Below are 26,916 nucleotides of genomic sequence, written 5' to 3'. Positions count from 1 at the left end.
AAACGCGCGGGCGAAAACCGCCCGCGCGTCGAACTGTTTGTCAGCGGCGTTGATTAGGCTGCGAAACGAGTGTCGCGATAGCCAGCGTTGGTATCGAGTTTGAATTGCTCGAGAAGTCCCAGCAACTGGTCCGTCTCTTCGTTCAACTGTTCGCTCGCCGCACTCGTTTCTTCCACCATCGCCGCATTTTGCTGCGTGAGAAGATCCACCTCACCTACGGAACTGTTGATCTGTTGCAGGGCGACAGCCTGATCCTGAGTTGCCTGCGTGATCTTTTCGACGTGGTCGCTGACGTGGGCGATCTGCGAGCCGATCTGCGCCAGAGCATCGCCAGTCTGGTGGACCAGGCTGGAGCCTGCGGCAACCTCGGTGGAGGAAACGGCGATCAACTGCCGGATTTCCTTTGCAGCCGAAGCAGAGCGCTGCGCCAATTCACGCACCTCGTGGGCAACGACCGCAAAGCCCTTGCCTGCTTCACCCGCACGTGCCGCTTCCACGCCTGCATTCAGCGCCAGAAGGTTCGTCTGGAACGAGATGGAATCGATGACCTCGGTGATATTGCCGATGGTCTGCGACGCGTTCTCGATGCGTTGCATGGCCGTAACGGCGTTGCGCACGATAACCAGCGATTCCTCGGTGTTGCGACGTGTCTTGTCGACAATGGTGTTGGCTTCGCGAGCCCTGTCCACGGCATTGCGCATGTTGGTGTTGACCTCATCCACAGCCGCTGCGGTTTCCTCCAGCGAGGCCGCCTGACGTTCGGTGCGGCGCGCGAGATCGACGGCGGATTCCGACATCTGCTGGGCGTTGCCCCTGATGACGCTGACATTTTCCTGAATGCCGCCGATAGTTTCGCGAAGGCGCAGCATCGACTGGTTGAAGTCCACACGCAACTGCTCGAGACGATCATTGAAAGGCGTGTCGATGGTTGTAGAGATATCGCCGGATGATAGTCGCTTCAAACCACCGGCAAGTGCGGTGACGGCGAACTGAATCTGACGGTCCAGTTCCTTGCGCTCGCTGTCGTTCGACTGTCGCTGCGCTTCCGCCGCTGCCCGCTGCTCTTCTGTTGCGACCTCGAGACGGACGCGCTCCTCGGCATTTTCCTTGAAAACTTCCAGCGCACGCGCCATGTCGCCAATTTCATCGTGGCGATTTTTAGCGTTCAGCGGAATATTCGTGTCGCCCTTGGCCAGGCGTTTCATCGCACTGACAATACCAAGGATCGGACCCTTAAAGGTCATCACCAGGCCAATGCCTGCGAAGATGGCAACGAGGACGCCAATGACCATGGCAGAGAGCGAGATACCATCCGCCTTGCTGCGTTCCGTATCAGCGGCTAGACGCTGCTTTCCGGCAAAATCCGTCAGGCTGACCCAGACGCGGCGAATTTCCTCTTCCGCCATGCCGAAAGCCACTTTTCGCTGTTCGGACACTGCCAGAAGGTCTGCGGCTGAGCGGTCCAGCTTGGTTGCGGTGTCGTCGATGGCCTTTGCACTCTTGCGCGTCGATTCCGACATTGCTGCATCGCTGGTCATGGCGCCTGCCGAGACATTCAGGCGGAAGGCGGCGTCGCTAAATTTCTCTAGTGCGGCCTTGGTTGGGGCTGCAACATAGCCCGCCATTTCCAGTTCGAGGTTCTTGGCATCGTCGCCGATCTGCCGGGCGGTTGCCAGAAATGTCGTCGCTTGTTCGATAGGCTGGTCGAGCTGGCCGAAGACTTCCGTGGCCTGTCGCGATTTGACGGTGGCAAAGCCTTGGAGACGAATGGTGGCCGGGCGCATCAGGTTCACGACGCGGTCTACGGCACCAACGGTGCTCTCGTTGACGATGCCGATGTCGATCTGTGCGCGGATTTGCGAGACGGACTCAGCCATCTGTTCGATCAGAACTTTCTGATCGACGGATGCGATGGCAACGAGGTCTTTTGCGGTCGCTTCCAAGGTGCCGATGGCCGCCTTGACCACTGCCATTTTGTCTTCCGGCACTGTGGCCTTGTTGAAGTCGGTGACCACGGTTGCGATGACGTTTGCGCCACGGTTGAGTTTATCGGCCTCGCGCAACAAAAGCTTGGCTCTGGCTTCGTCGGTTTGCAACGTGTTGCGGGTGTTGGTGGCGTTGGACAGAAGTCCATTCAGCTCGCGTAAAACAACGGCCAGGTCGGCGCTCATACTGGCACGGAGCGCCTGCTCCTTCTGGTGGCTGGACCATAATTCATTGACCTGATCGTCGATGATTTTTGTACGGTCGATTGCATCTTTTATCTCGGGAGAGGCAGCGTCTGCCGTGGCGCGAAGAAAATTCGCCTGCTCGGACAGCTGACGGTGCAATGTGGTGCGCGTGTCCTCGTTAGTATTGTTGAGAAACGATGTCATGCCGCCATAGACTTCCTTGAACCCGGTCAGCGACTGCAGGATCGTGTTGGAAACATCCATGCGGCTTTGCAGCAGATTTGATGCGTATAGGCCGGAAAGCCCCACTGCAAGAATGCTTGCAATGAAGGGGGCAATGAAAACGATGACTTTCGTTTGTATCTTGAAGCGTGCGAGCAGATTATCGATTACCATAATTTTCCCCAAGGCCCGTTTTTACTTTTTATGTCGCTTTTCGCTGGCGCAATCGCCGTTTCTAACTTCTGCAATTCAGGTTTGAAAAAACGGTTAAGAGCGCGGCGATTTCAAGCAGTTGGCAAGGGCGTGGACCGGCACGGGAGTGCCGGTCGGGGTGGTAAAACGTGTCAGGCTGACCTTAGTGGTCTGCTTTTAGCGTCGTGCTGAAGGCATCGACGATGAGCCTCTTCAGCTCCTCATGGATGTCGGCCCTGTCGCGCGGACCGGCAGGTTCGCAGATCGGATCGATCTCGCCGACCGATTTCAGGAAATCGGCAGCGCCTGGCTTGCACACGGGCAGAAAGCTGAAATGGTCTGCATCATCAACCTGCGCGTAGCTTGCCTTCGCTACGCCCTTGGCAAGCTGGTCGGACAGCACGGAGATCGGGATTTGACCGACACTGCCCAGATTGATGAAGGCCAGTGGAATGTCGATTGCCGCAAGGCTGTCCTTGGTGAAGGCCACCTCCAGACCGGGATCGACGAGCACTGCTGTGCGGATACGGGCGTCGTGGTTCGATTGCTCGAAGCGCGCCTTGTCCACACTGCGCAAATCCAACGTCGGGACTGAGATTGGCTCGTCGTTCTTGAAACCTTTGCCACCGGCAAACCACTGGCAATCCATGGAGGCCGCATAGTCCACGCAATATTGCACATAGGCGTCAAGATTGGCCCGACCGCCCACCAGCTCCAGTGCCGTACTGCCGCCGAGGGAAAAGCCGAGAATGCCGATGCGCTTGGCATCGACAGATTTCGACAGTTCGGGATCAGAGGTCAGCGACGTGATGATGGTGGAGATGTCATTCGTGCGCTCCCATATTTTCGGCGTTTCTTCGGGCGTGGAATCGCCACTGGTGGTGCCGGGATGGTCAGGTGCGGCGACGAGGTAGCCTGCCTGCGCAAGTGTGGTGGCAATCCATGCCATGGCGACCGCGCGCGAACCCGAACCGTGCGAAAGCAGGATCAGCGGCCTTGGGCCGGACGAAAGCGCAGCATTGCTGACCGCTTGCGCTCCGTCAAAAATCCTGTTTTCGCCGACAGCAATCGTTTTTCCCTCTCCGTTGGAAGGGTACCAGAGAGTAACGGATAAATCCCTGTTGCGGGAAGGGGAGTATATCGTAATGTCACGCGTGCCGACGACATCATCAGCGAGTGCGGACTGGAAGGTGAAAGCGGTCAGCAACAGAGCGGTGGGGAGCATAAAGCGCATCGTAAAACCTCATGGTTGGAGCAACGAGGCCGGTGTCTGCGCATGGCAACTTTTTCACGCCCTGAAACACGATTGAGGTCGTCCGTAAACGCGATCTGGTCCATGTAGAAGACGTCGTCTTTTCAGCGCGAGGCTGTCACCTTGATTTTCATACCCATGCCCTTCGTCGTCGCACTGCTGTTGGCCTTGATCCTGCTCTCCATTATCCGCAGCAATGGCGAAGGCCGCGCCAACCGTCCGTTTCTCGCAATGATTTTGCTGAGCGCCGTGCAATCGACCATTGTCGGCCTGCGCTGGGGTTACCAGATCGAGGAGTTGAAATACGCTTTGCCGGTCATGGCATCGGTTTTGCCACCGCTGGCCTATGCCAGCTTCAGAAGCCTCATGCATAGCTGGCGCTTGAAAAGTGCCGCCAACATTGTGAGCATCGCCGCGCCGCCCATCGTGGTCGCCGTCTTGCTCGTGACCTATCCCGTCGCCATCGATGGCATTCTCATCTTGCTGTTCGTGGGGTATGCGCTTGCAATCGTTTTGCTGGGCAGGCGCGGGCCGGATGGGTTGGAGGAGGCTCAGTTCGCCAGTGTAACCTCCGTTCACCGGGCGCTTTTTATCGCCGCCTTCGCTCTGTGCCTTTCCGCCGCTTTCGATGTTCTCGTTCTGCTCGACTTTGAGTGGGCGCAGGGCCAGAACGCTGGCGCCATCATCAGCAATGGCAATCTGCTGGGACTGCTTCTGATCGGACTGACGTCATGGGTGGCAGGAGATAGCAGGCCGGAAAAGCATAGAGATGTCGACCCTGCACCGGCTGATCCTGCCCCTGCGACGCCCGGAGACCAAGAGATCATGGGTCGATTGGAAGAGATGATGAGCAGGCAGAAGGTCTATCGCGATGAAAACCTCAATCTCTCCCGTCTGGCGCGCAAGATGGTGCTGCCCAGCCGCCAGATTTCGCAGGCCATCAACCGCGCAACTGGCGGAAACGTATCGCAATATATCAACCAGCTGCGAGTGAAGGACGCATGCAGGCTGCTGGAGGAAACAAATCAGTCGGTGACGTCGATCATGCTGGAAAGCGGCTTTCAGACCAAGTCCAATTTTAATCGCGAATTTCGGCGCATCACCGGCATGAGCCCCATCGCATGGCGCGACCGGGAAGTCTGGACGCTGGTCTCCAGGCATAAAAAGGGCCACCCGGCATAACCGGATGGCCAAAGCATCGCAACAAGACACGGTAGTCAGAGATTACCGTTGCGCTGCTGGATCATCATGTAGGTATCATAGGTGTATTCGGCGATCTGCGCCCAGAGATAGGCGTCTTTCTTGAAGGCCTGCTGGCTTTCGTAAATCTTCTTGAAGTTCTCGTTGACGGCCGAAATTTCCGCGTAGGTTTCCAGCGCTGCCTTATGGCACACGTCGAGAATTTCCTGGCTGAACGGGCGAAGGATTGCGCCCTGGGCCACCAATTCCTTCAATGCCTTCGGGTTGCGCGCATCGTAGCGTTCCAGCATGGAAGCGCTGCCAGCCGCACAGGCGTCCTTCAGAATACGCTTGTAGTTCTCTGGCAGGCCGTTGAACTTTTCAAGGTTGACGAAGGCGTGGCAGGCCGGGCCACCTTCCCACCATGCGGGATAGTAGTAATATTTTGCCACCTTGTAGAACCCGAGCTTCTGGTCGTCATAGGGGCCGACGAATTCCGTCGCGTCGATGGTGCCCTTTTCCAGCGCTGCATACACATCACCGCCTGCGATCTGCTGCGGTGTGATACCGACCTTCTGCATGACCTGGCCGGTCAGACCAGCGATGCGCATCTTCAGACCCTTCAGGTCATCGATGGTGTTGATTTCCTTGCGGAACCAGCCGCCCATCTGCGCGCCGGTGTTGCCTAGCAGAATGGAGTAGATGTTGTGCTTGGCCAGAAATTCGTTCAGCAGCTCGTTGCCGCCAGCCTGGTTGAACCAGGCATTGGTCTGGCGTGCGTTGAGGCCGAAGGGGACCGATGTGCCCAGCGCAAAGGTCGGGTCTTTACCGACGTAATAATAGGAGCAGGTGTGGGCCATCTCGACCGTGCCGGATGTCACCGCATCCGCGGCCTGTAGAGCAGGCACGATTTCGCCACCAGCAAAATGCTGAATGACGAAGTTGCCGCCCGATGCTTCCTTCACATGGTCGGCCACGATCTGGCCTGCGCCGAACAGAATGTCGAGACCCTTGGTGAAGGAGGAGGTCATGCGCCAGGTGATCTTGGGGTTTTCCTGGGCAATGGCGGGTGCGGCGAGAGCGGTTGCTGTGACGCCTGCGCCAACGGCACCGGCCTTGCGGATGAATGATCTGCGATCCATGTCGATTGAGCCTTAATATGAAGATTCAAGGCGAACCGCTTGGTACGCCTCCCATAAACTACTAACCATGTCCGGTTGCAGTCTTCAAGACAATCTTGATCATATTGAGTCGGCGTTCTTTGTTTTGCAGTAGAAGCAATATATTGCCTTCAACTACAGGATGAATGAGCATTCCTGTGGACATCCGATTCCCCTTTTGTTGAGAGACCGAAAAGCCAAAAGACTCCAATTCGTAGGGTAGAAATTAGAATTATTCTAAATTGACTTGCGCAAATTAGGCGGCGGGATTATTTAGAATTATTCTAAATCGGACGCCTCCCATGTTTCGCAATCTGTTCTCCCGTTCCAAACGTTCTTTCATCTCCTTGAGCGAACAGGAAATTCTCGCCCTCGCTATTTCGTCCGAGGAAGACGATGCGCGCATCTATCGGTCTTATGCAGGGCATCTGCGGGCTCAATATCCCCAGTCGGCCAAGGTCTTCGAGGATATGGCCGAGGTCGAACAGGCGCATCGCAATGTGCTGATCGGCCTGCACCAGGACAGATTTGGTGACGTGATTCCCTTAATCCGTCGCGAGCATGTCAGCGGCTTTTACGAGCGTAAGCCCGACTGGTTGGTCAAGAACCTGTCGCTTGAGACGATGCGTGAGCAGGCTGAACTGATGGAGGGTCAGGCCATCCGCTTCTACGACGAGGCCGTAAAACACGTGACCGATGCCTCCACACGCAAACTCCTGGGCGACTTGGCCGAGGCCGAACGTGGGCATGAAGACATCGCTGGCATGCTGAACGGCAAGCATCTGCCCGAAGACGTAAAATCCGACGAAGAGGAAACCGCAAAACGGCAATTCCTTTTGACCTATGTTCAACCAGGCTTGGCGGGTCTGATGGACGGTTCGGTCTCGACGCTGGCCCCCATTTTCGCTGCCGCTTTCGCCACGCAGGACACATGGCAGACCTTCCTCATCGGCCTGTCTGCATCCGTTGGCGCGGGCATCTCGATGGGCTTTACCGAAGCCGCCCATGATGACGGCAAGCTTTCCGGCCGTGGATCGCCTTTGAAGCGCGGTCTTGCATCCGGCATCATGACGGCCATCGGCGGTCTGGGGCATACGCTGCCCTATCTCATCTCGCATTTCTGGACGGCGACCGCCGTCGCCGCCGTCATCGTCTTCATGGAACTCTGGGCCATCGCCTTCATCCAGAACCGCTACATGGAAACGCCGTTTCTGCGCGCCGTCTTTCAGGTGGTGCTGGGCGGTTCGCTGGTGCTGGCGGCGGGCATTCTCATCGGCAATGGCTGATGTGAGGGAGGGCTTAGTTCGTACGGAAGCCCTCCTCATAAATCACGCCTGCGGAACGCGGGCGATGACTTTGATCTCGAAGTCGAAACCCGCCAACCAGTTCACGCCAACCGCAGTCCATGTGGGGTAGGGCTTTTCACTGAAAACAGTCGCTTTTATACCCATGATGGTTTCTAGCTGATTTTCAGGGTCAGTGTGGAAGGTGGTGACATCGATTATGTCATCGAAGGTCGCGCCTGCTGCCGCCAGAACAGCCTTCAGATTGTCGAAAGCAAGCTGCACCTGTTTGGCAAAATCCGGTTCGGCGGAGCCGTCTTCGCGGCTGCCGACTTGGCCGGAAACGAACAATAGGTCGCCGGAGCGAACCGCTGCCGAATAACCGTGTGCTTCGTAAAGCGCGTGGCGGTTCGCGGGGAAAATTGCGTCGCGTTTGCTCATTTTTGTGACTCCAGAGTTCTAGGCAGCAGTATCCGTGCCTCGGCTCGACGTGAAAGGCGTCGGGCGAGGTCGTGCGATCTGGCCTATGATGACTTTACTGTTCGAGACAGAGTTTGATATACGTCTCGTATGTTTAAATAGCAAGCATACGACGCGTATGTCAATATGTATACGCATCGTATGTTAATTTCGAGGATGAGATATGACACCGAAAACGCGGTCGCAAATGGTCGAGGAGACACGTGCAAAACTCATCGCGGCGGCACGAAAGGCCTTTGCATCAAAGGGTTATGCCGCGTCGTCCATGGATGACCTCACAGCGGAGGCAGGCCTGACCCGCGGTGCGCTCTATTACAATTTTGGTGACAAAAAAGGCCTGCTACAGGCCGTTATCGACCAGATCGATGCCGAAATGCTGGCGAGAATGCGTGTCGTTCAGGAAGAAGCCGAGACGCCTTGGCGCGGTCTGCTTGCCGAAAGTGTGGCTTATATCGAAATGGCTTTGGAGCCTGAAATACAGCGCATCATGTTGTTGGATGGACCTGCAGTGCTGGGCGATCCGGCCAAATGGCCCAACCAGACGGCTTGCCTCAAGCGAATTGAGAAAACGGTTCAGGAACTGATTAATGATGGCGCGCTCAAGCCGCTGGATGCCAGGGCCGCAACGTGGTTGCTGAATGGCGCGGTGCTCAATGCAGCTTTGTGGATTGCCGCTGCCGACGATCCTGACGACGCCTTCCCCAAAGCCGTAGAAGCGTTCCGGTGCATGGCCTCCGGCCTGCTGGCCGAAGGATAACCCGCGTCATAGATATTTATCGCAGTGCGCCCACCAGAACGTCGCGACCATCCTCGATGGAAACCCAGCGGCCCGTGTTGAAGGACGCCTGACGCTTGAGATAGGTGTAGTTGGTGTTCGTCCAAAGTTTAACCTCATCCGACAGGTTGTCGAGAATGAAGTCGCCCTCATTGGTGCGCAGAGTGAGCACGGCGTGGCCTTCACCATCGGGCTTGCGAACGACCGTTATCAGCAGATCGGATACAGCAAAGCCGCGCTCCATCAGCTTGCGGCGCTTGAGCAGCACGAAGTCTTCGCAGTCGCCAGCGGTGGTCGGGTATTCCCAGACCTCGTCGCGGCCGTAAACTTCCAGATCGGTCATGGCGACGATCGTGGAGTTCACTTCCTTGTTGATGTCGTGAATGACCTTCCAGCCATATTCCGTCACACGCGGTGGGGGCATCAGCTTGCTGCGAATATCGCATTCCGACTGGTACTTCTGGCAGAACTCGTAATGGCCGATCGGCTGGGACGTGATGCCGCCTGTGACCATAGACAGGCTACCCTTGTTTTCTGCCTGCACAGAGGCCGCAGACAATAGTCCGGTCGCAAGTGCTACAAGCAGAGCACGCGCCCACGGTGCGTTCTTCATGAAACCCGTCCCTTAAAATCTTAACGAAAAGTTAAGAGAGGAAGGGGGTGCAAGTCAATCGGAACTCAGCGCCATGAACGCAAGATGAATAATATGGTTAAGATCGTTGCGTTTTTGTCGACAAAACAAGGCTTTTGGCCGCTGTCAGCATGCGCTCGATGTCCTGTGGGCGGGACAATCTGTGGTCCCCGTCGCGGATAAGGCTCAGCACGACATCGTCGGCTGGCAGATGGTTGAGCAGTTTGAGAGCATGTTGATACGGCACGTCGTCGTCGCGCATGCCCTGCAGGATGTGAACCGGGCACCCGGTTTCGATGATTCCCGTCAGCACAAGATTGTTGCGCCCGTCTTCGATCAGGTCCCGAGTGAAAATATTGGGCTCATCGCTGTATTCCGACTTTTCCTCGAAGAAGCCACGCTCTGCAAGTGACGCCTTTTCAGCCTCTGAAAGGTTGGGCTCGATCAAATCAGCCGTGAAATCCGGGGCTGGTGCAATCAGCAGCAATCCTGCCACCTGCGGACCGTCCGTAAGCTTGCGCAGTTCTTCTACCAGCCGAAGTGCAATCCAGCCGCCCATGGAAGACCCTGTTACAATGATGCGCTTCGGGGCTTTTTGGCGCAGAACAGCCATGGTTTCATCCAGCCAGCGCGAAATCGTACCCTTGTTGAAGTCGCCGCCGGATGCGCCGTGGCCGGAATAATCGAGACGAATACAGGCCAGTCCGTTTTCTACAGCGAATTTGTCCAGTTCCACCGCCTTCGTGCCTGTCATGTCCGAGCGATAGCCACCAAGCCACACCAGCGTGGGTGCGTCCGTATCCGTCAGTGCCGCGCGTGACAGTATAGCGATCTCGCGCGCATCATTGGTTGTGCCGACGGTAATATACTCAATGGTTTGCTCAGTCATAACGACGCGATTCTCCTCGGTTTCACTCCCCATGTAGAGCAAATTCAGAAAAAGCACGACAGGAGGTGATTTTTTTGAGCGGCTGTGCTATTGACTTCGCGGCGGCATTCACGACATTTCCGCCATTTGCACCGACAAGCTGTTTTTGCCGACGCGATCCCGAAACAGATCAGGAGAATACGACCATTCGCAGACCGTTCAAAGCCGATGCCCCCGTCAAAGAGGGCCCGCGCTCCAACAGGGAAATCCGAATTCCCAAGATTCAGCTGATTGATGAAGAAGGCCAGAACCTCGGCGTGATGCCGACGGACCAGGCTTTGAAGATGGCAGAAGACGCCGGTCTCGATCTCGTTGAGATCTCGCCGAACGCGGAACCGCCGGTCTGTAAGATTCTCGATCTTGGCAAGCTGAAATATTCGACCCAGAAAAAAGCGGCCGAAGCGCGCAAGAAGCAGAAGATTGTCGAAGTCAAAGAAATCAAGATGCGCCCGAATATCGACACCCATGACTATGAGGTGAAGATGAAGGCTATGAACCGTTTCTTCGACGAAGGCGACAAGGTAAAGGTAACGCTGAAGTTCCGTGGCCGTGAAATGGCTCACCAGGAACTCGGCATGAAGCTCCTTCTGCAAGTCAAGGAAGACACCCTGGCCATTGCCAAGGTCGAAGCCGAACCGAAGCTCGAGGGACGTCAGATGATGATGGTTCTGGCACCGAAATAAGTCGAGAACGTCTGAATTGCAGGCGTTTACGCACAGTCGCAGGGGAATTTATCATTCCCCGTTGCTCTTTTTCATAACTGAGGTTATAGGAGCGCGTCCGAACGGTCCGGCAGGGCATGCCGTGTCCGTTCCAGAATAGCTTGAAAGCAGGCTTCGTCTGCCTGTCTTTCGATACAAAAATGGAGTAGCAAAATGCCCAAGATGAAGACGAAGTCCGCTGCAAAGAAGCGGTTCAAGATCACAGGTACCGGCAAGGTTCTCGCAGCCGCTGCCGGCAAGCGCCACGGCATGATCAAGCGTTCCAACAAGTTCATTCGCGACGCGCGCGGAACCATGGTTCTGGCCGACGCCGACGCCAAGAAGGTCGTCAAGAACTATCTGCCGAACGGTCTCTAAGACTTTTCCGCGTATTTGGACATTTTAAGGAGATCATGACATGGCACGCGTAAAACGTGGCGTAACTTCCCGCGCCAAGCACACCAAGACACTCAAGGCAGCCAAGGGCTTCTACGGCCGTCGCAAGAACACCATCCGCGCAGCCAAGGCTGCTGTGGACCGTTCCAAGCAGTACGCTTACCGCGACCGTAAGGTCAACAAGCGCAACTTCCGCGCTCTGTGGATTCAGCGTATCAATGCTGCTGTTCGCGAATTCGGCCTGACATACGGTCGCTTCATCGACGGCCTCAACAAGGCTGGCATCGAAGTCGACCGCAAGGTTCTGTCCGACATGGCTATCCATGAGCCAGCAGCGTTCGGTGTTCTCGTCGACACAGCAAAGAAGTCTCTTGCGTACCTCAAGGACGCAGGCACCACCAACGAATTTGAAGCCGCTGTAAAGTAATTACGGCGCGGACAAATTGTTGTTCATTTGAAACCCGCGCCGGGCCACCGGTGCGGGTTTTTTATTTGGATGGCGGTCTTTGCTGGCCGCGAACGGGCGATTTGCGCCCAAGAGTAATGAATGCTGCAAGCGGCTGACCCGGAGGAAAAGGCTAAAGGATTCCACGTCCACCTCGAGGACGCGGATATTGCTGCCTTGATGCAGGTTCTGCTGACCAGCGACAACCGCATTCAGCAACTCAATCTTTCCGCAGGTTCCGTCTGGATCAAGCGACAGGGCACGGAGACGGCGCCCTGGTGGCTGAAGATTCAGGCGTTTTTCGCCGCAGCATTGCCCTACAAGTTTCTGAAGCCATCGCCCATCCTCAAGCCCACGGATATGATGGCGCGTGAGAAGCGCCGGATGATGACGTTTGGAGAAAAGGGTTTTCCCGTTCCTGAGATCATCTATTCGTCCCAGACCGCCATCGTCATCTCTGATGTCGGGCCAACGGTCCAGCGCATTTTGAAAACGAAACGCGGCGCGGGTGGCAGCGATCACGACGCGCTTTTGATCGATTGCGCCGCCGCCATCGGAAATCTCCACGCAGCGGGCCTGTGCCACGGTCGCCCGCACGTGCGAGACTTCTTCTTGCAGGACGGACGCATCGGCTTCATGGATTTCGAGGAGGAGCCGGAGGCCGTTATGCCGCTTGAAACAGCACAGGCCCGCGACATCTGGCTGCTGTTTCTGCCGCTGTCAGCACTTGCGCAAAACGGCAAGACGACACTCGATGCCGCCTACCAGGCATGGTCAGCGCGCACGCCGAAAGCAACGATAGTAGAATTGCAGCGGTTGGTTCGTGTTCTCAGCCGCTTTTTGCCGCTCGCACGGTTGATTGGACGCGTGCGGATGGGTAGTGATCTGCAACGCTTTATCGTGGCGACTGATTATCTGAAGAATGCCGTTAAACCCGAAGCCGCAGGCTAAAGCCCGACGAGGCAGGAAAATATGACCGAACTGGATACCTTGAAATCGCAATTGATGTCGGACATCGCAGCTGCCGGGGATGAAGCATCCATCGAAGCCGTGCGCGTTTCCGCGCTGGGTAAAAAGGGCTCTGTTTCCGAGCTCTTGAAGACGCTGGGCTCTATGACACCGGAAGAGCGCCAGACGCGCGGTGCCGCCATCAACCAACTCAAGACCGAAGTGACGGATCTGATTACTGCTCGCAAGGCTGAGCTAAAGGACGCGGCCATCGAAGCGCGCCTGAAGGCCGAAACGCTGGATATCAGCCTGCCGGTTCGCCAGTCGCCGGCAGAACGTGGCCGCATCCATCCGATCAGCCAGATCGTCGATGAGATCACCGCCATTTTCGCCGATATGGGTTTTTCCATCGCCGAAGGCCCGGATATCGAAACTGACTACTACAACTTCACGGCGCTGAACTTCCCCGAAGGACATCCGGCCCGCGAAATGCACGACACCTTCTTCTTCCAGCCGGACGAGAACGGTGAGCGCAAGGTGCTGCGCACGCACACCTCGCCCGTCCAGGTGCGCACCATGGAAGCCCAGAAGCCGCCCATCCGCATCGTCATTCCCGGCAAGACCTATCGCCAGGATAGCGACGCCACCCACTCTCCGATGTTCCATCAGGTTGAGGGCCTGGTGATCGACAAAAAGGCGAATGTCGCAAACCTGCGCTGGATCTTGGAAGAGTTCTGCAAGACCTTCTTCGAGGTCGACAGCGTCACCATGCGCTTCCGCCCATCCTTCTTCCCCTTCACGGAGCCAAGCTTTGAGGTGGATATCCAGTGCGACCGCTCTGGCCCCATCGTCAAGTTTGGCGAAGGCAAGGACTGGATGGAAATCCTCGGCTGCGGCATGGTCCACCCCAATGTCCTGCGCGCCGGTGGTCTCGATCCCGATGAATATCAAGGCTTTGCCTGGGGCATGGGGCTCGACCGCATCGCCATGCTGAAATACGGCATGCCGGACCTGCGCGACTTCTTCAACGCCGACGTCCGCTGGATGACCCACTACGGCTTCCGCCCGCTGGATATGCCGACTTTGTTTGGTGGTTTGAGCAGCTAGTGAAAACTATAGAGCACACGGCTCTGGGGCGGTTTGAGATCGTGTGGGGCAAAATTGAGGAAGAAGTGTTTACGGCTATCGAAGCACATTTCGGCTCTTTTACCGATTTTAAGAGTGATGGGGATTCCACTTCTTTTCGAGATCCACTTTATGGGGAGCTGAAAGAACTCTATATTTATAGAAATCTCCAGAGCCCGAAAAAGCTGTATTTTCTCGGCGAGATTACAAATGGCGTGTGGGCATTTGGCCTGCCAGTAGATGGAAACTAACGATGAAATTCACACTCTCCTGGCTGAAAGAGCATCTGGACACCGATGCGTCTCTCGAACAGATCTGCGAACGCCTCACCGCCATCGGCCTCGAAGTCGAGGATGTCGATGACAAGGCGGCCTACAAGCCCTTCGTCATCGCCAAGGTTCTGAGCGCCGAAAAGCACCCGGAGGCGGATCGTCTCAAGGTGCTCAGCGTCGATGCGGGCGACGGCAAGCCGGTGCAGATCGTTTGCGGAGCGCCAAATGCGCGTGCCGGTCTCGTCGGCGCGCTCGCACGTCCGGGTGACTATGTTCCTGGCATCGATGTAACGCTGGCAGTCGGCAAGATTCGCGGCGTGGAAAGCCACGGCATGATGTGCTCCGAAAAAGAGCTCAACATGTCCGACAGCCATGACGGCATCATCGATCTGCCTGACGATGCGCCGGTGGGTACGTCGTTTGCGGCCTACGCCGGTCTTGACGATCCCATGATCGAGATCAACCTCACGCCGAACCGTCCGGATTGCACGTCGATCTACGGCATCGCGCGTGATCTTGCAGCTTCGGGTCTCGGCACGCTCAAGACAAAGCCTGCTCCAGCTTTCAAGGTTGAAGGCGCAACCCCGGTTGATGTGACGCTCGATCTCGATGACGCCGCACTGTGCCCTGGCTTCGGCCTGCGCCTCGTGCGCGGCGTGAAGAACGGTCCGAGCCCAAAGTGGATGCAGCAGCGTCTTCTCGCCATCGGTCTTCGCCCAATCAACGCACTGGTCGACATTACCAACTACATGACCTTCGATCAGGGTCGCCCCATGCACGTCTTCGATGCTGGAAAGGTCAAGGGCAACCTCGTCGTTCGTCGTGCCAAAGATGGCGAAACGATCCTCGCACTCGATCAGCGTGAGTACAAGCTTGGGCCCACCAATGTGGTCATTGCCGATGATAACGGCATCGAATCCATCGGCGGCGTCATGGGTGGTGAGCACTCCGGTTGCGATGAAAACACCGTGGATGTGCTGATCGAATCCGCACTGTGGGACCCGATCAACATCGCCAAGACAGGCCGGTCGCTCGGCATCATCACCGATGCGCGCTACCGTTTCGAGCGTGGTGTCGATCCCGAATATATGGTGCCGGGTCTGGAGCGCACGACCGAACTGGTGCTGGAGCTGTGCGGCGGCACGGCGGCCGAGGCTAAGATCGTTGGCTACAAGGGCTTCGAGCCTAAGTGGATCGATTTCCCGTTGTCCGAGGTCAAGCGCCTGACGGGCCTTGATGTGTCCGCGCAGGAAACGCTCGATATTCTCAAGGGCCTCGGTTTCGGCATCGAAGGTTCGGGCGAGCGCGTCAGCGTCTCGGCTCCCTCATGGCGTCCCGATGTCGATGGCAAGGCCGATCTGGTGGAAGAGGTCATGCGCATCCATGGCGTCGATAACATCAAGCCAGAACCGCTGGAAAGTTTTGGCGCGGTCAACGGTCGCATCCTGACCACGCTGCAGATCCGCACCCGCATCGCCAAGCGTTCGCTTGCCAGCCGCGGCATGCTGGAAGCGGTGACATGGTCGTTCATTCCGGAAGCGCAGGCAAAGCTCTTCGGCGGCGGTTCGCCTGCATTGAAGCTCGCCAACCCCATCGCTGCCGATATGTCGGACATGCGCCCTTCGCTGCTGCCCGGCCTTTTGACGGCGGCGCAGCGCAACGCCGACAAGGGCTATGGCGATGTCGCGATCTTCGAAGTCTCTGGCACCTATGAAGGTGACACACCTGAGGCCCAGCGTCGCGTCGCCGGTGGCGTTCGTCGTGGCACTGCATCGCTGGCTGGTTCCGGTCGCATGTGGTCCAACACGGCCAAGGGCGGCGGCAAGCCGGTGGATGTCTACGATGCCAAGGCCGATGCTCTCGCCGTCATCGAAGCCTGCGGACTGCCGATGAGCAATGTGCAGATCGAAGCGGGCGCACCTAACTGGTATCATCCCGGTCGCTCCGGCACGATCAAGATAGGCCCGAAGGTCACCCTGGGTTACTTCGGTGAATTCCACCCGAAGACGCTCTCCGAACTGGATGTCTCCGGCGCTTATGCAGGCTTTGAAATCTATCTCGATGCCATGCCCGAGCCGAAGAAGAAGGCGACCCGCACCAAACCGGCGCTGGAACTGTCACCGTTCCAGACCGTCAAGCGCGACTTCGCCTTCGTGGTGGACCGCTCCGTCGAAGCTGGCTCGATCATCAAGGCGGCAACCAGCGCCGACCGCAAACTCGTCACCGGCGTCAATGTCTTCGACGTTTTCGAAGGCGCGTCCGTCGGCGAAAACAAGAAGTCAATCGCCATCGAAGTCCAGATCCAGCCGGTCGACAAGACACTCACCGATGAGGACTTCGAAGCGCTGACGGCCAAGATCGTCGGCAATGTCGAGAAATCGACGGGCGGCGTTCTGCGCGCCTAAGCGGCGTGGTGGTAACGCCGTTCCTGGGTCAGACCGCCGTGACCATAGGCGGTCGCCCGCACGTCCTCGACATAGATATAGCTCTCCTCGTGAAGATTTCCGAGGAGAGCTGAAAAGCCCTTGAAGACCTCGGCGATATAGGTTGCCTTTTCGGCCTTCGTATTTGTTTCATCTGTAATTTTGATGTCGAGATAGACGCTGGACTTGCCTTGCGCAGCCAGCGTCTTGCCGCCGACAATCCAGTCGCGCGGATCAATATATTGAATTGTGATGGCTGTGAGGGCCGGGTTCTTGCCCAGAATACGGTGCGTCAACTCCGATAAAAGTGCGGAAATCTTCGTCGTCATCTCCTCGGACTTTTCGACACTCACCTTAACATTTAAAATCGGCACCTTCTTCTCCATATGGTTAGCTATGCAACTATTGAGTTGGAATTAGTTGATCTGTCTGTTGATGGATTTCGCCTGATCAACGAATTGATCGAAGGACCCGTCTCCGAGTTCTGTTCGCAAACGTTTGGTTACCGCAGCACTGGCCGTATCCAACGATGCATGCAGCGCCGACGCCTCTGCGGTCGGATGGATCTCGCACTCTCGCTTGTCACGTTTGGCTGTTTGGCGCGTCAGAAAACCGCGTTTCTCAAGCCCATCGATCGCTCGCGTGGCCGTTGCTCTGGCGATCTGCAACGTGTCCGCCAACTCGCTCTGCAACATACCGGGCTTGCTAAGTACAGCGCGCAGCGTGAAGGCTTGAGCGGGCGTCAGGTCGAAAGGCTTGAAGGCCTCGGTCCAGACGCGCTCCAGTTGGCGGCCCAAGGCCATGGTGTTGAAATAGAGACAATGATCAAACATGGCCTAGAATAGCATAAATGATTGCATATGCAACTACATTGGAGCCGTAGGTTTGATTTTCGCTTCAGTGCGTCCATTTTGACCTAGTGCGCGCCTTTGAATGGCTTCTAACGAACTGTTCTCTAAAGGTTTACACCCTCGTTCCAGTTTTGGAGCGAGGGTGTAAAATTCAACAAATCCAAACAGATAACTTATCTATTTGCCATTGCCGCCATCTGCTCTGGATACCGCCCGCCCGCAACCTTCGCCGGAGACAGCAATTCACCCAGCTTCGCGGCCTCATCCGCACTCAGCGCAACATCAGCCGCCGCCACGTTCTTCTCCAGATTGGCGATCTTTGTCGTGCCGGGAATAGGGACGATGAAGTCGCCTTGTGCCAGCACCCATGCCAGCGCCAGTTGGCCCGCTGTCACGCCTTTTTCCGCGGCCATCTCTTCAAGAAGCGTGATGAGCGCCAGATTGGCGTCGAAATTCTCGGCCTGGAAACGGGGGAGGGAGCGGCGGAAATCGGTGTCGGAGAGGCCGTCGAGCTTCTTCAAGGCGCCGGTCAGAACACCGCGACCGAGCGGGCTGAAGGGCACGAAGCCAATGCTGAGTTCGCGGCAGGTATCGAGCACGCCGTTTGTCTCGACATCGCGGGTCCACAGCGAATATTCGCTTTGAAGTGCGGTGATAGGGTAGGTGGCATGCGCCTTGCGGATGGTTTCTGCATTGGCTTCGGAAAGGCCGAGATGACGGATTTTACCGGCCTGCACCAGTTCGGCCATGGCACCGACTGTCTCTTCAATCGGCACGTTGGGGTCAACGCGGTGCTGGTAGAAGAGATCGATGACATCGACGCCCAGGCGCTTGAGGGAGGCGTCGGCCACGGCATGCACATTCTCAGGTCGGCTGTCGGTACCCACCATCATCTGCCCGGCTGGCTTGCTGGCATCGATCTTGAAGCCGAATTTGGTGGCGATGGTGACCTTGTCGCGGTAGGGCTTCAAGCCTTTGCCAACCAGAACTTCATTGGTGTGGGGTCCATAGACCTCTGCCGTATCGAAGAAGGACACACCGAGTTCGACGGCGCGGTGCAGGGTCGCGATGGACGCGGCTTCGTCTGCAGATGGGCTGTAAGCGTGGCTCATGCCCATGCAGCCGAGGCCAAGCGCTGAAACGGAGAGATTGTTTCCGAGAATTCTGTTTTGCATCTGTCTGTCCTTGAAAACGGCACCCGTTTACATCGTTGCAACGGGTCCGGTGGATCGCTGGGAGCCAGGGATCGATAGAAAATGCATGAGATCAGAACTTGATCCGGTAGCGGATATGGCCATCGCTCTTGATATAGCTGTCATAGAGCTTGCGGGCCTGGGCGTTGTCCTCGTTGGTATGCCAGTAGAGGCGTGACCAGCCCTTCTCTTTACAGATGGAAATCAGGTCATCGATCAGGGCACGACCGATGCCTTTGCCGCGAATGGTGGCATCGATGAACAGGTCTTCCAGATAACAATCCGGCGTCTTGACCCAAGTGCTGTCATGGAAGTGGTGGATAGCAAAGCCAACCACCTGTCCATCCAGCACTGCCAGACGCGCAGATACGCGCGAGGCCGGGTCGATGATGCGCGCCCATGTGTGGGCGGTCACGTCGTCGGCGAGATCGACACTGTAGAAGGCAAGGTAATCCTGCCAAAGCCTAAGCCAATCCGCATGGTCTTCGCTGCGGGCATCGCGAATGCTGAGATCCATTATACGCCAGCCTTGTCCAGAAGCGCCACCATCTCGTCGGTCAGCTTCAGCTCCGTGGCGCGCTTGAAGCTTTCCAGCTGCGAAAGGCTGGTGGCGCTGGCGATGGGTGCGGTCACAGCCTTTTTGCGCAAGAGCCAGGCGAGCGCGATATCGGCAAGTTTAGCCCCGGTTTCGGCGGCAATCGTGTCCATGGCACCGAGAATATCGAGGCCTCGTGAATTGACGTAATCGCCGACGCGGTAGGAACGCGCGACTCCTTCCGTATCCGCCTTGCTGCGGTATTTACCGGTCAGGAAGCCTGCGGCAAGGCTGTAATAGTTGATGACGCCAATGTCTTCCTTCGCGGTCAGTTCGGCCAGCGGTCCTTCGAACCGCTCGCGGGTGTAGAGGTTATATTCTGGCTGCACGACATCGAAGCGCGCCAGTCCGGTCTTCGCGGAAACATCGAGCGCTTCTTGCAGGTCCGGCGCGTCATAGTTGGAGCAGCCGATGGCGCGCACCTTGCCTTGTTCTTTGAGCTTGGTGAAAGCCCCAAGCGTTTCCTCGATCGGCGTTCCGGCATCCGGCTTGTGGGCGAGATAAAGGTCGATATAGTCGGTCTGCAAGCGTCGCAGCGAGGCCTCGACGGCTTGCGCAATCCACTCTGCCTTCAGCCCCTTGTCATATCCGACCTTGGACACGATGATCGACTTGTCGCGGGGTACGCTGCCGCGTTTCAGCCATTTGCCGATGATGGTTTCGGACTCGCCACCTTTATGGCCATCAACCCACGCGGAATAGACATCCGCCGTGTCGATGGTGTTGAAGCCTGCATCGAAAAACGCATCCAGCAACTGGAAGGAGGTGTTCTCATCCGCCGTCCAGCCAAAGACGTTGCCGCCAAAGACGATCGGGGCGATGGAAAGGCCGGTCCGGCCAAGCGCGCGTTTCTCCACGGATGATACTCCCTTTATTTCTTCTGATGTTCACAACAGTAGCAAGCGCGTGGAGGCATCACCATTGAATTTCCTTGATGGCTGGCCGTGGCTTGCGTGATGGAAACGATGCTCAGGAGGAAAGGGTTCGGTAAAAACTGGGCGGCGCATCATGATGCTGCTGCCACACACGGCGAAGATGGCGGGCAGAGGCAAAGCCTGATCGTTCGGCCACCGCTTCCATATCGAGCCTGGAATGGGAGAGAATATCGCGGGCGAGATTGACGCGCATCAGGTTGATGTAGTCCACCACGCTGACACCGGTGTGTTCGCGAAACAGCCGCGACAGGTGCCGTTCGCTCAAGGCCGCCGCCTTGGCCAGCCTTCCCAGTGACCATTCGGCGGCGGGATCGGCGACGATGGCATCCTGGGCTTTGTGGACGGATGGGTGAATGTGGTTGCGTCCTGAAAGCCAGGGCGAGATTTGTGGGTCGTTCGCCGTGCGCCTGATATAGATGACCATGATCTGGGCGATCCGTGCCGCAATCACCGGGCTGGTGAGTGACGACACGATGTGCAGCAGAAGATCGATGCCGGTGGAAATGCCAGCGCTGGAAAAGCGCCTGTTGTCTTCCACGAACAGACGGTTGTCCAACACCTGTGCCAAGGGCGCGATCCGTCGCAATTCACCAATGCAATCCGCATGGGTGGTGCATTGATGACCGTCGAAGAGACCGGCCTCGGCAGCAATCAACGCACCGGAGCAGATGGAAACGATGGTGGTATCGTCGCGCACTGTCCGCCGCAGCCAGGCTGCCAGATCGCGCCGCTCCCGCCTTGAACCGGACTGCATCGTTTCTATTAAGGAACCGCCGGAAATCAGCACCATGGCATTCTCGGGCAGCACTTCCGGCAAGGCCTCCAGCCCTGCCAGCGAAAGCCCGATGGTCGTCGTCTGGGTCTTGGCTGCCGCGACATATTGGCAGTCGAACCGCACGGCATCCTGCTGTTCGTTTGCATAACGCAGCACTTCCAGCGGTCCCGCGACATCCAGCAACAGCGTCTGCGGGGGCAGCACCACGAACACCGGAACGATCTTGGTATGCAGTCCGCCGCCACTCGTCATCAGGCGGCTTCTTTCTGCGCCTGCAACGCCTCGTCCACAGTGGCGATGCGGGCAAACCGACCAGAGAGCACCAGTTCAGTGCGCATGGCGATATCCTCTGCCGAAAAGACTTTGCCGGACGCATGTGTCATCGGAAATGTCAGTGTCGCCTCGGTCACGAAATCGACGGTGTAGCCAAGATCGGAGCCCTGCCGCGTGGTGGTTTCGCAGCATTGCTCGGTGCGAATACCGGAGACGATCAGCCGGTTGATGCCATGCTGGGTCAACCACACATCGAGACCCGTGCCGATGAAGGCGGAATGGCGGTTCTTACGAAACGTCACGGTGGGCTCGATGCGAATGCCCTCCAATGTGCGGATGAAACCGTTCTCCTCGGCAAAGGCCCGGTCGCTATCGACATGGAAAATCTGGATGACAGGAATCCCCGCCGCCTCAGCGCCGTCGATCAGCTTTTGCTGGGCGGCGAGATAGGCAGGCAGGCCGCTTTCATCGAAATAGGGCGCATGCCGAAAGGATTCCTGCACATCGATAACCAGAAGTGCTGTGTGTGAATGGGACATTTTCTGTATCTCCAATTTCTGATGAATACAGTCTTTCCCATTCGCTGAGAAGCCGAAAGTACAGGTCGCGCCGAAGAGAGGACATTTTCAGCCATCATTATGATTAACCCAGCCGGACGTGTCTAACGGTTGCTTGTCGGCCCTGCCATGGTAAGGTGCCGCCCATCACAGTGGAGGCAAGCATGTTGCGTTTTGGAATTCTATCGACGGCGAAAATCGGTCGGGAGCTCGTCATTCCCGCCATTCAGGATGCGGAAAACGCCGTCGTCACCGCCATCGCCAGCCGTGATTTGAGCAAGGCGCGGCAACTCGCCGACCGCTTCTCCGTGCCACATGCTTTCGGTTCCTATGAGGAAATGCTGGCCTCTGATGTCATCGACGCGGTCTACATTCCCCTGCCCACCGCCCAGCATGTGGAGTGGTCCATCAAGGCCGCCAATGCGGGCAAGCATGTGCTGTGCGAAAAGCCGATTGCGCTGAAGGCAGATGAAATCGATAGCCTGATTGCCGCACGAGACCGCAACAAGGTGCTGATATCAGAAGCCTATATGGTGACCTACGCGCCAGTGTGGCTGAAGGTGCGCGAGTTGCTGGCCTCCGGTGCCATCGGCACGCTCAAGCACGTCCAGGGCTCTTTCACCTATTTCAACCGCGATCCCGGCAATATGCGCAACATTCCCGAACTCGGCGGCGGCGCGCTTCCGGATATCGGCGTCTATCCCACCATCACCACGCGTTTTGCCACCGGCAAAGAGCCGAAGCGCGTTCAAGCCGTGGTCGAGCGTGACCCGGAATTCGGCACGGATATCTACGCCAGCGTGAAAGCGGATTTCGGTGATTTCGAACTGAGTTTCTATATCTCGACACAGCTCGCTGCACGCCAGCTCATGGTGCTGCACGGCACGGACGGTTATATCGAGGTCAAATCACCCTTCAACGCAGATCGTTGGGGTGCGGAAGAAGTGGAACTCACCAACCAGACCCACGGCCAATCGCAAATCTTCCGTTTCCAGGACAGCCGCCAATACCGTCGTGAGATCGAAGCGTTCGCCACTGCGGCAAGCGGTGGTAACGCTGAGGTCGTGTCGCTGGAAAGCTCGAAGAACAGCCAACGCTTTATCGATGCGATCTATCGCGCTGCCGACAAGGATGGCTGGGAAACGGTCTAAGGCCTGCGACCCAACCTTTTCCTCGCTCTTAAATAGCCGATAACGGCGAGAGCGAGGCCACCAAACGACGCGGCAATGAAAGCTATCGGCCATTGCACGAACGGGTTTCGGTTGATGATCAGCGCGAAAACGCCGAAGCCGACGCATGTGCTGATGACACTGACGATTATCAGCAAAACGCCGCCCACAGGGGCGGCTCGTAGCATTCGGTTTAGGGTATAGGCAAGACAGGGCAGGGTTATCGCCACGCTCAGCAAACGGGCGAATATGATGTCGAGGCCTGAACCAGTCGATATGGCGAGTGTCAGAAGACCATCTAGCACAGTGAAGGCAACAGTGATGACGATGAATACTGGTAAGTTCACGCGTTTGTATTCCGTTTCAAGACCCTCGAAACGCATTCTAACGCAAACCTGAGGCGCCGCTAGAGATTAAGCGGTGCGCATGCCGCGCATCACCAACATTGCGCCAAACGTACCGGCGATACCGACATTGTAACCGGCCAGTGCGATCAAAAGCGATAAAACATGCACGCCGGATGCAGAAACGAGAGCTGCTACTGCGAACGCAACTGCAATAAGGATGCCCGTGGCGGCGAGAGCCGTCAGAGACCGCAAAGCAAGTGCAGCTACGCCAAGTGAGATTCCGAGAACAAATACCATGATGCCGCTCCTCCTCCAGAGGGCCTGAGGAAAGGCACCGTCATCCTCAAAGCCCTTATTTCTCCTCTTCCAACCGTCAAGATATCAGATTGTTGCAATTTTGTGAAATTTAATCGTCAGAAAATTGTCAAATCCGCGTCATGAAGCCGATTTGCGAATCGCGGGGCATGGGGTAGAAACGGGCATGAGCGATATTTTCAGCCAGCCTCTCACCAACCTTGCCGAGTTTTCCGTTTCGGAACTGTCCGGTTCCATCAAACGCACGGTGGAAACCGCGTTCGATCAGGTTCGGGTGCGCGGTGAAATCTCCGGTTATCGCGGCCAGCATACGTCGGGGCATGCCTATTTCTCGCTGAAGGACGACCGCGCCCGCATCGATGCCGTCATCTGGAAGGGCAGTTTTTCCAAGCTGAAATTCCGCCCGGAAGAGGGCATGGAGGTCATCGCCACCGGCAAGATCACCACCTTCCCCGGCTCGTCCAAATACCAGATCGTCATCGAAAGCCTGGAACCAGCCGGTGCCGGTGCATTGATGGCGCTTCTGGAGGAGCGCCGCCGCAAGCTCGCCGCCGAAGGGTTGTTCGATCAGACGCGCAAGCGCCGTCTGCCCTATATGCCAAGGGTCATCGGCGTCGTCACGTCGCCAACCGGCGCCGTCATCCGCGATATTCTGCACCGCATTTCCGATCGTTTTCCCGTGCATGTGCTGGTCTGGCCGGTCAAAGTGCAGGGCGAAAGATCGGGCGAAGAAGTCGCCAACGCCATCAGAGGCTTCAACGCGCTGGAGATCGGCGGGGCCATTCCGCGTCCCGATGTGCTGATCGTCGCGCGCGGCGGTGGCAGTCTGGAAGACCTGTGGAGCTTCAACGACGAAATCGTCGTGCGCGCTGCCGCCGAAAGCCAGATACCGCTGATATCAGCCGTCGGCCACGAAACCGATACGACACTCATCGACCATGCCGCGGATGTCCGCGCGCCGACACCCACGGGTGCCGCCGAAATGGCCGTGCCTGTGAGGGCCGATCTGGAGGCCCAGCTTGCGGGCCTGTCCGCGCGTCTCTCCGGCTCTATGTCGCGCGAGATGGACAATCGCCGCCAGGGCGTGCGGGCACTGGTCCGTGCCCTGCCATCACTCGATCAGTTGCTGGCCCTGCCGCGTCGCCGTTTCGATGAGGCAGCCAGCGGTCTCGGTCGCGGGCTGGAACTCAACACACTCAACAAGCGCCGCAGCTTCGAGCGCACGGCCTCAGGCCTGCGTCCGGATGTGCTGGCCCATGGTCTGAAACAGCAACGCCAACGCATTCAGGAGCGCATGCAGCGCGCCGAAAGCCTGGTGGAGCGTCGCCTGTTGCAATCGCAATCGCGCGTCTCATCCTCGGATTCGTCGCTGCGTGCTTTGCCCGCACGTCTCCTCGGCCAGCTGGAGCGCCAGAAGGAGAGGGTGGCCACCGCCACCCGCCGCACCGATACCGCCGTCCTGCACCGCATGTCGCAGAACCGCTCCGGCCTCGCCGCCCATGACCGCATCCTGCAATCGCTGTCTTACAAGAACGTGCTGAAACGCGGTTATGCGGTCATTCGCGATGAAGACAACCGCCCGCTGACGCGTGCCGCTACCGTTGCCTCAGGTGCCGTTGTGTCGATGGAGTTTGCAGACGGTCGCGTGTCTGCCGTCGCTGGCGGTGCGGATGTCCAGCCCGCTGAAACGACGACGCCAGCACCGAAGAAAAAGCCGTTGAAATCGACCACATCAGGCCCAGTTGATCAGGGCAGTTTGTTTTAGGCGACAACACATTCAGCCATCCTGCACCTGACGCCCTGGTTCAACTTCAGCCCATTTTATCATCCACTGCTGTGGGTTTGCACTTGCGTGCTTGGCGGCTTGAGAAACTGGTCTGTTCGTTTGTGGTGCATAAGATTTGCGTGCGTGAGCTGGGCAAAGGCGAGGGGGCTTTCGACCTGGCTCTGCTTTTGCCCAACGGAGGAACATTTCGATCTGCCAGCGACGTTTATAGAGATAGGCAATCTCCTAAGCCGGTGCCTTCAGATCGCTGGTGACGATGCGACAGCCTTTGGCTTTTAGCTCGGCTGTTGGCAGAAAGGCAGCAAACCAAGTGATCGAACGCGGACTGAGGAATTTACTTCAAAAGACCGTGGAAAACGCTATTCGCGTGCTGCATGTTTTAATCGCCTGTTCGTGTCCAGAACGCCTCCAAGCGCCTGAACACGAGTAGAGTCAGAGTCATGCATCATGTCTAAAAATTGAAACCGAACAGGACTGCATCAAGTGCGGGCGACGGAGAGTGAGGCAGCGATCAGCTTTGCGCGTCGCGTTTGCGCTCTATGGCATCCCACAGTAAACTTGCAACATCGGCACCGCCGAATTTTTTCACTTCGCGGATGCCGGTTGGGGACGTGACGTTGATTTCCGTCATGTAGTCGCCGATGACATCGATGCCGACGAAGAGGAAGCCGCGTTCGCGGAGCGCCGGACCGATGCGCTCACAGATTTCCTTTTCGCGGTTTGTCAGTTCCGTCGGTTCGGGGCGGCCGCCGGCGTGCATGTTGGAGCGGGCGTCGTTTTCCGCAGGCACGCGGTTGATGGCGCCAACGGGCTCTCCGTCCACCAGCAGGATGCGTTTGTCGCCCTTGCGGACGTCGGGCAGATATTGCTGGGCGATGTAGGGTTCGCGGAACATCTGACCGAACATTTCCAGCAGCGAGGAGAAGTTGCGGTCATCGCGGGTGGAGTGGAACACGCCAGCGCCACCATTGCCGTAGAGCGGCTTTAGGATGATGTCGCCCATTTCCTCGCGGAAGCGGGAAATCTCTGCCACGTCCTTGGTGATCAGCGTGGTGGGCATGAGGTCGGCGAATTCGGTGACGAAAATCTTTTCCGGCGAATTGCGCACCCAGGCCGGATCGTTCACGACCAGCGTCTTGGGGTGGATACGCTCCAGCAAGTGCGTGGAGGTAATATAGGCCATGTCGAAGGGCGGGTCCTGGCGCAGATGGATGACATCCATGGTGGCGAGGTCGACGCGTTCCGGTTCGGCTAAGGAGAAGTGATCGCCGTTGATGTCACGAAGCTGCATCTGCTCGACGGTGGCGTAAATCTTGCCATCGCGCATGGACAGGCGATCCGGCGTGTAATGAAACAGGCGGTAGCCACGGGCCTGCGCCTCAAGGCTGATCGCGAATGTGCTATCGCCAGCGATGTTGATGCCGGAGACATGATCCATCTGGATCGCGACGTTCTTGATTTTGGCCATGCGCAATTTCCTTTTGAAAGCCCGAAATGTGTAGGGCAGGCAAGCTTCAAAGGCAACTGCTACGCGGTG

At 57.3% G+C, this 26,916-nt stretch carries 28 protein-coding genes; 12 read left to right on the top strand and 16 right to left on the bottom strand.

Translation table 11 applies throughout. The features are described 5' to 3' along the window. Positions 1-53 precede the first annotated feature (53 nt). Both QRN55_RS17680 and QRN55_RS17675 read right to left on the bottom strand, forming a co-directional pair. Positions 54-2,567, bottom strand: coding sequence for a methyl-accepting chemotaxis protein (locus tag QRN55_RS17680; protein ID WP_284777693.1), 2,514 nt, complete (start codon positions 2,565-2,567; stop codon positions 54-56). Between the two features lie 181 nt (positions 2,568-2,748). Continuing rightward, positions 2,749-3,819, bottom strand: coding sequence for an alpha/beta hydrolase family protein (locus QRN55_RS17675; protein ID WP_284777692.1), 1,071 nt, complete (start codon positions 3,817-3,819; stop codon positions 2,749-2,751). Positions 3,820-3,960: 141 nt separating this feature from the next. Here QRN55_RS17675 and QRN55_RS17670 point away from each other — a divergent pair, with 141 nt between their 5' ends. Then, the gene (locus QRN55_RS17670) at positions 3,961-5,019 is read left to right on the top strand and encodes a helix-turn-helix domain-containing protein (protein WP_284777691.1); all 1,059 of its coding nucleotides are present in this window, start codon (positions 3,961-3,963) and stop codon (positions 5,017-5,019) included. Between the two features lie 35 nt (positions 5,020-5,054). On the opposite strand, the gene QRN55_RS17665 is transcribed toward QRN55_RS17670, so the two are convergent. Beyond that, positions 5,055-6,158 (bottom strand): TRAP transporter substrate-binding protein, encoded by a 1,104-nt coding sequence (locus QRN55_RS17665; protein WP_111840026.1) that lies wholly within the window; start codon positions 6,156-6,158, stop codon positions 5,055-5,057. A 320-nt stretch (positions 6,159-6,478) separates the two neighbouring features. On the opposite strand from QRN55_RS17665, the gene mbfA reads away from it, so the two are divergent. After that, positions 6,479-7,462, top strand: a complete 984-nt coding sequence (gene mbfA, locus QRN55_RS17660) for an iron exporter MbfA (protein WP_284777690.1) — start codon at positions 6,479-6,481, stop codon at positions 7,460-7,462. A 42-nt stretch (positions 7,463-7,504) separates the two neighbouring features. Here mbfA and QRN55_RS17655 read toward each other — a convergent pair whose 3' ends face one another. Continuing rightward, a complete protein-coding gene (locus QRN55_RS17655) occupies positions 7,505-7,900 on the bottom strand; it encodes a RidA family protein (protein ID WP_284777689.1) in 396 nt (131 codons plus the stop codon). Positions 7,901-8,102: 202 nt separating this feature from the next. On the opposite strand from QRN55_RS17655, the gene QRN55_RS17650 reads away from it, so the two are divergent. Beyond that, positions 8,103-8,696, top strand: a complete 594-nt coding sequence (locus tag QRN55_RS17650; protein ID WP_284777688.1) for a TetR/AcrR family transcriptional regulator — start codon at positions 8,103-8,105, stop codon at positions 8,694-8,696. Between the two features lie 16 nt (positions 8,697-8,712). On the opposite strand, the gene QRN55_RS17645 is transcribed toward QRN55_RS17650, so the two are convergent. Then, entirely contained in the window at positions 8,713-9,327 is a 615-nt protein-coding gene (locus QRN55_RS17645; RefSeq protein WP_284777687.1) for a transglutaminase-like cysteine peptidase, read from the bottom strand. Positions 9,328-9,424: 97 nt separating this feature from the next. Further along, a complete protein-coding gene (locus tag QRN55_RS17640; protein WP_284777686.1) occupies positions 9,425-10,234 on the bottom strand; it encodes an alpha/beta hydrolase in 810 nt (269 codons plus the stop codon). Positions 10,235-10,419: 185 nt separating this feature from the next. Here QRN55_RS17640 and infC point away from each other — a divergent pair, with 185 nt between their 5' ends. The 7 genes from infC to pheT all read left to right on the top strand — a co-directional run bounded on the left by infC (position 10,420) and on the right by pheT (position 16,565). Beyond that, a complete protein-coding gene (gene infC, locus QRN55_RS17635) occupies positions 10,420-10,956 on the top strand; it encodes a translation initiation factor IF-3 (RefSeq protein ID WP_062587745.1) in 537 nt (178 codons plus the stop codon). A 192-nt stretch (positions 10,957-11,148) separates the two neighbouring features. Then, positions 11,149-11,352, top strand: coding sequence for a 50S ribosomal protein L35 (gene rpmI / locus QRN55_RS17630; RefSeq protein WP_111840019.1), 204 nt, complete (start codon positions 11,149-11,151; stop codon positions 11,350-11,352). Positions 11,353-11,392: 40 nt separating this feature from the next. Beyond that, the gene (gene rplT / locus QRN55_RS17625; RefSeq protein ID WP_111840018.1) at positions 11,393-11,797 is read left to right on the top strand and encodes a 50S ribosomal protein L20; all 405 of its coding nucleotides are present in this window, start codon (positions 11,393-11,395) and stop codon (positions 11,795-11,797) included. A gap of 120 nt (positions 11,798-11,917) precedes the next feature. After that, positions 11,918-12,766 (top strand): lipopolysaccharide kinase InaA family protein, encoded by an 849-nt coding sequence (locus tag QRN55_RS17620; RefSeq protein ID WP_284777685.1) that lies wholly within the window; start codon positions 11,918-11,920, stop codon positions 12,764-12,766. Positions 12,767-12,787: 21 nt separating this feature from the next. After that, on the top strand, positions 12,788-13,870 hold the full coding sequence (gene pheS / locus QRN55_RS17615) for a phenylalanine--tRNA ligase subunit alpha (protein WP_284777684.1): 1,083 nt from the start codon (positions 12,788-12,790) through the stop codon (positions 13,868-13,870). Beyond that, positions 13,870-14,139, top strand: coding sequence for a hypothetical protein (locus QRN55_RS17610; RefSeq protein ID WP_284777683.1), 270 nt, complete (start codon positions 13,870-13,872; stop codon positions 14,137-14,139). Before pheS ends, QRN55_RS17610 begins: the two co-directional genes overlap by 1 nt. A 2-nt stretch (positions 14,140-14,141) precedes the next feature. Then, a complete protein-coding gene (gene pheT, locus QRN55_RS17605) occupies positions 14,142-16,565 on the top strand; it encodes a phenylalanine--tRNA ligase subunit beta (protein WP_284777682.1) in 2,424 nt (807 codons plus the stop codon). Here the strand turns inward: pheT and QRN55_RS17600 are convergent. The 7 genes from QRN55_RS17600 to QRN55_RS17570 form a co-directional block, all read right to left on the bottom strand. Beyond that, entirely contained in the window at positions 16,562-16,957 is a 396-nt protein-coding gene (locus QRN55_RS17600; RefSeq protein WP_284777681.1) for a tautomerase family protein, read from the bottom strand. The genes pheT and QRN55_RS17600 overlap by 4 nt on opposite strands. 42 nt (positions 16,958-16,999) lie before the next feature. Continuing rightward, complete coding sequence (locus QRN55_RS17595; protein WP_284777680.1) at positions 17,000-17,416, bottom strand: MarR family winged helix-turn-helix transcriptional regulator; 417 nt, start codon at positions 17,414-17,416, stop codon at positions 17,000-17,002. Positions 17,417-17,607: 191 nt separating this feature from the next. Then, positions 17,608-18,609 (bottom strand): aldo/keto reductase, encoded by a 1,002-nt coding sequence (locus tag QRN55_RS17590; RefSeq protein WP_284777679.1) that lies wholly within the window; start codon positions 18,607-18,609, stop codon positions 17,608-17,610. A 91-nt stretch (positions 18,610-18,700) separates the two neighbouring features. Then, positions 18,701-19,144: a GNAT family N-acetyltransferase gene (locus QRN55_RS17585; RefSeq protein ID WP_284777678.1), complete on the bottom strand. Its 444-nt coding sequence runs from the start codon at positions 19,142-19,144 to the stop codon at positions 18,701-18,703. Continuing rightward, positions 19,144-20,079: an aldo/keto reductase gene (locus tag QRN55_RS17580; RefSeq protein ID WP_284777677.1), complete on the bottom strand. Its 936-nt coding sequence runs from the start codon at positions 20,077-20,079 to the stop codon at positions 19,144-19,146. Before QRN55_RS17580 ends, QRN55_RS17585 begins: the two co-directional genes overlap by 1 nt. 112 nt (positions 20,080-20,191) lie before the next feature. Further along, on the bottom strand, positions 20,192-21,184 hold the full coding sequence (locus QRN55_RS17575) for a GlxA family transcriptional regulator (RefSeq protein ID WP_233122418.1): 993 nt from the start codon (positions 21,182-21,184) through the stop codon (positions 20,192-20,194). Further along, a complete protein-coding gene (locus QRN55_RS17570) occupies positions 21,184-21,744 on the bottom strand; it encodes an isochorismatase family protein (RefSeq protein ID WP_284777676.1) in 561 nt (186 codons plus the stop codon). Before QRN55_RS17570 ends, QRN55_RS17575 begins: the two co-directional genes overlap by 1 nt. A 182-nt stretch (positions 21,745-21,926) precedes the next feature. On the opposite strand from QRN55_RS17570, the gene QRN55_RS17565 reads away from it, so the two are divergent. After that, complete coding sequence (locus QRN55_RS17565) at positions 21,927-22,913, top strand: Gfo/Idh/MocA family protein (protein ID WP_284777675.1); 987 nt, start codon at positions 21,927-21,929, stop codon at positions 22,911-22,913. On the opposite strand, the gene QRN55_RS17560 is transcribed toward QRN55_RS17565, so the two are convergent. Together QRN55_RS17560 and QRN55_RS17555 are read right to left on the bottom strand one after the other, a co-directional pair. Then, positions 22,910-23,278 carry a hypothetical protein gene (locus tag QRN55_RS17560; RefSeq protein ID WP_284777674.1) on the bottom strand — a complete coding sequence of 123 codons (369 nt, stop codon included), beginning with the start codon at positions 23,276-23,278 and terminating at the stop codon, positions 22,910-22,912. The genes QRN55_RS17565 and QRN55_RS17560 overlap by 4 nt on opposite strands. 66 nt (positions 23,279-23,344) lie before the next feature. Beyond that, entirely contained in the window at positions 23,345-23,575 is a 231-nt protein-coding gene (locus QRN55_RS17555; protein ID WP_284777673.1) for a hypothetical protein, read from the bottom strand. Between the two features lie 184 nt (positions 23,576-23,759). Between QRN55_RS17555 and xseA the strand changes: the two genes are divergently transcribed. Beyond that, positions 23,760-25,358 (top strand): exodeoxyribonuclease VII large subunit, encoded by a 1,599-nt coding sequence (gene xseA, locus QRN55_RS17550; RefSeq protein WP_284777672.1) that lies wholly within the window; start codon positions 23,760-23,762, stop codon positions 25,356-25,358. Positions 25,359-25,890: 532 nt separating this feature from the next. On the opposite strand, the gene gshB is transcribed toward xseA, so the two are convergent. Beyond that, entirely contained in the window at positions 25,891-26,847 is a 957-nt protein-coding gene (gene gshB, locus QRN55_RS17545) for a glutathione synthase (RefSeq protein ID WP_284777671.1), read from the bottom strand. Between the last annotated feature and the right edge of the window lie 69 nt (positions 26,848-26,916).

The organism is Agrobacterium sp. lyk4-40-TYG-31, from assembly GCF_030209855.1.
In the GTDB taxonomy this organism is placed as follows: Bacteria; Pseudomonadota; Alphaproteobacteria; order Rhizobiales; family Rhizobiaceae; genus Agrobacterium; species Agrobacterium vaccinii.
Note: the sequence above shows the minus strand (reverse complement) of the source record. Positions and strands in the feature narration are given on the sequence as shown.

Excerpts from the sequence above, each read along its gene's own strand:
- QRN55_RS17555 (WP_284777673.1), bottom strand. The coding sequence starts at position 23,575 with ATGGTATTTGTTCTCGGAATCTCACTTGGCGTAGCTGCACTTGCTTTG.
- QRN55_RS17590 (WP_284777679.1), bottom strand. The coding sequence starts at position 18,609 with ATGCAAAACAGAATTCTCGGAAACAATCTCTCCGTTTCAGCGCTTGGC.
- pheT (WP_284777682.1), top strand. The coding sequence starts at position 14,142 with ATGAAATTCACACTCTCCTGGCTGAAAGAGCATCTGGACACCGATGCG.
- QRN55_RS17570 (WP_284777676.1), bottom strand. The coding sequence starts at position 21,744 with ATGTCCCATTCACACACAGCACTTCTGGTTATCGATGTGCAGGAATCC.
- QRN55_RS17650 (WP_284777688.1), top strand. The coding sequence starts at position 8,103 with ATGACACCGAAAACGCGGTCGCAAATGGTCGAGGAGACACGTGCAAAA.
- QRN55_RS17575 (WP_233122418.1), bottom strand. The coding sequence starts at position 21,184 with ATGACGAGTGGCGGCGGACTGCATACCAAGATCGTTCCGGTGTTCGTG.
- rpmI (WP_111840019.1), top strand. The coding sequence starts at position 11,149 with ATGCCCAAGATGAAGACGAAGTCCGCTGCAAAGAAGCGGTTCAAGATC.
- rplT (WP_111840018.1), top strand. The coding sequence starts at position 11,393 with ATGGCACGCGTAAAACGTGGCGTAACTTCCCGCGCCAAGCACACCAAG.
- QRN55_RS17565 (WP_284777675.1), top strand. The coding sequence starts at position 21,927 with ATGTTGCGTTTTGGAATTCTATCGACGGCGAAAATCGGTCGGGAGCTC.
- mbfA (WP_284777690.1), top strand. The coding sequence starts at position 6,479 with ATGTTTCGCAATCTGTTCTCCCGTTCCAAACGTTCTTTCATCTCCTTG.
- QRN55_RS17655 (WP_284777689.1), bottom strand. The coding sequence starts at position 7,900 with ATGAGCAAACGCGACGCAATTTTCCCCGCGAACCGCCACGCGCTTTAC.
- QRN55_RS17595 (WP_284777680.1), bottom strand. The coding sequence starts at position 17,416 with ATGTTTGATCATTGTCTCTATTTCAACACCATGGCCTTGGGCCGCCAA.
- QRN55_RS17620 (WP_284777685.1), top strand. The coding sequence starts at position 11,918 with ATGCTGCAAGCGGCTGACCCGGAGGAAAAGGCTAAAGGATTCCACGTC.
- QRN55_RS17665 (WP_111840026.1), bottom strand. The coding sequence starts at position 6,158 with ATGGATCGCAGATCATTCATCCGCAAGGCCGGTGCCGTTGGCGCAGGC.
- QRN55_RS17585 (WP_284777678.1), bottom strand. The coding sequence starts at position 19,144 with ATGGATCTCAGCATTCGCGATGCCCGCAGCGAAGACCATGCGGATTGG.
- xseA (WP_284777672.1), top strand. The coding sequence starts at position 23,760 with ATGAGCGATATTTTCAGCCAGCCTCTCACCAACCTTGCCGAGTTTTCC.
- QRN55_RS17680 (WP_284777693.1), bottom strand. The coding sequence starts at position 2,567 with ATGGTAATCGATAATCTGCTCGCACGCTTCAAGATACAAACGAAAGTC.
- QRN55_RS17640 (WP_284777686.1), bottom strand. The coding sequence starts at position 10,234 with ATGACTGAGCAAACCATTGAGTATATTACCGTCGGCACAACCAATGAT.
- gshB (WP_284777671.1), bottom strand. The coding sequence starts at position 26,847 with ATGGCCAAAATCAAGAACGTCGCGATCCAGATGGATCATGTCTCCGGC.
- QRN55_RS17675 (WP_284777692.1), bottom strand. The coding sequence starts at position 3,819 with ATGCGCTTTATGCTCCCCACCGCTCTGTTGCTGACCGCTTTCACCTTC.
- QRN55_RS17645 (WP_284777687.1), bottom strand. The coding sequence starts at position 9,327 with ATGAAGAACGCACCGTGGGCGCGTGCTCTGCTTGTAGCACTTGCGACC.
- pheS (WP_284777684.1), top strand. The coding sequence starts at position 12,788 with ATGACCGAACTGGATACCTTGAAATCGCAATTGATGTCGGACATCGCA.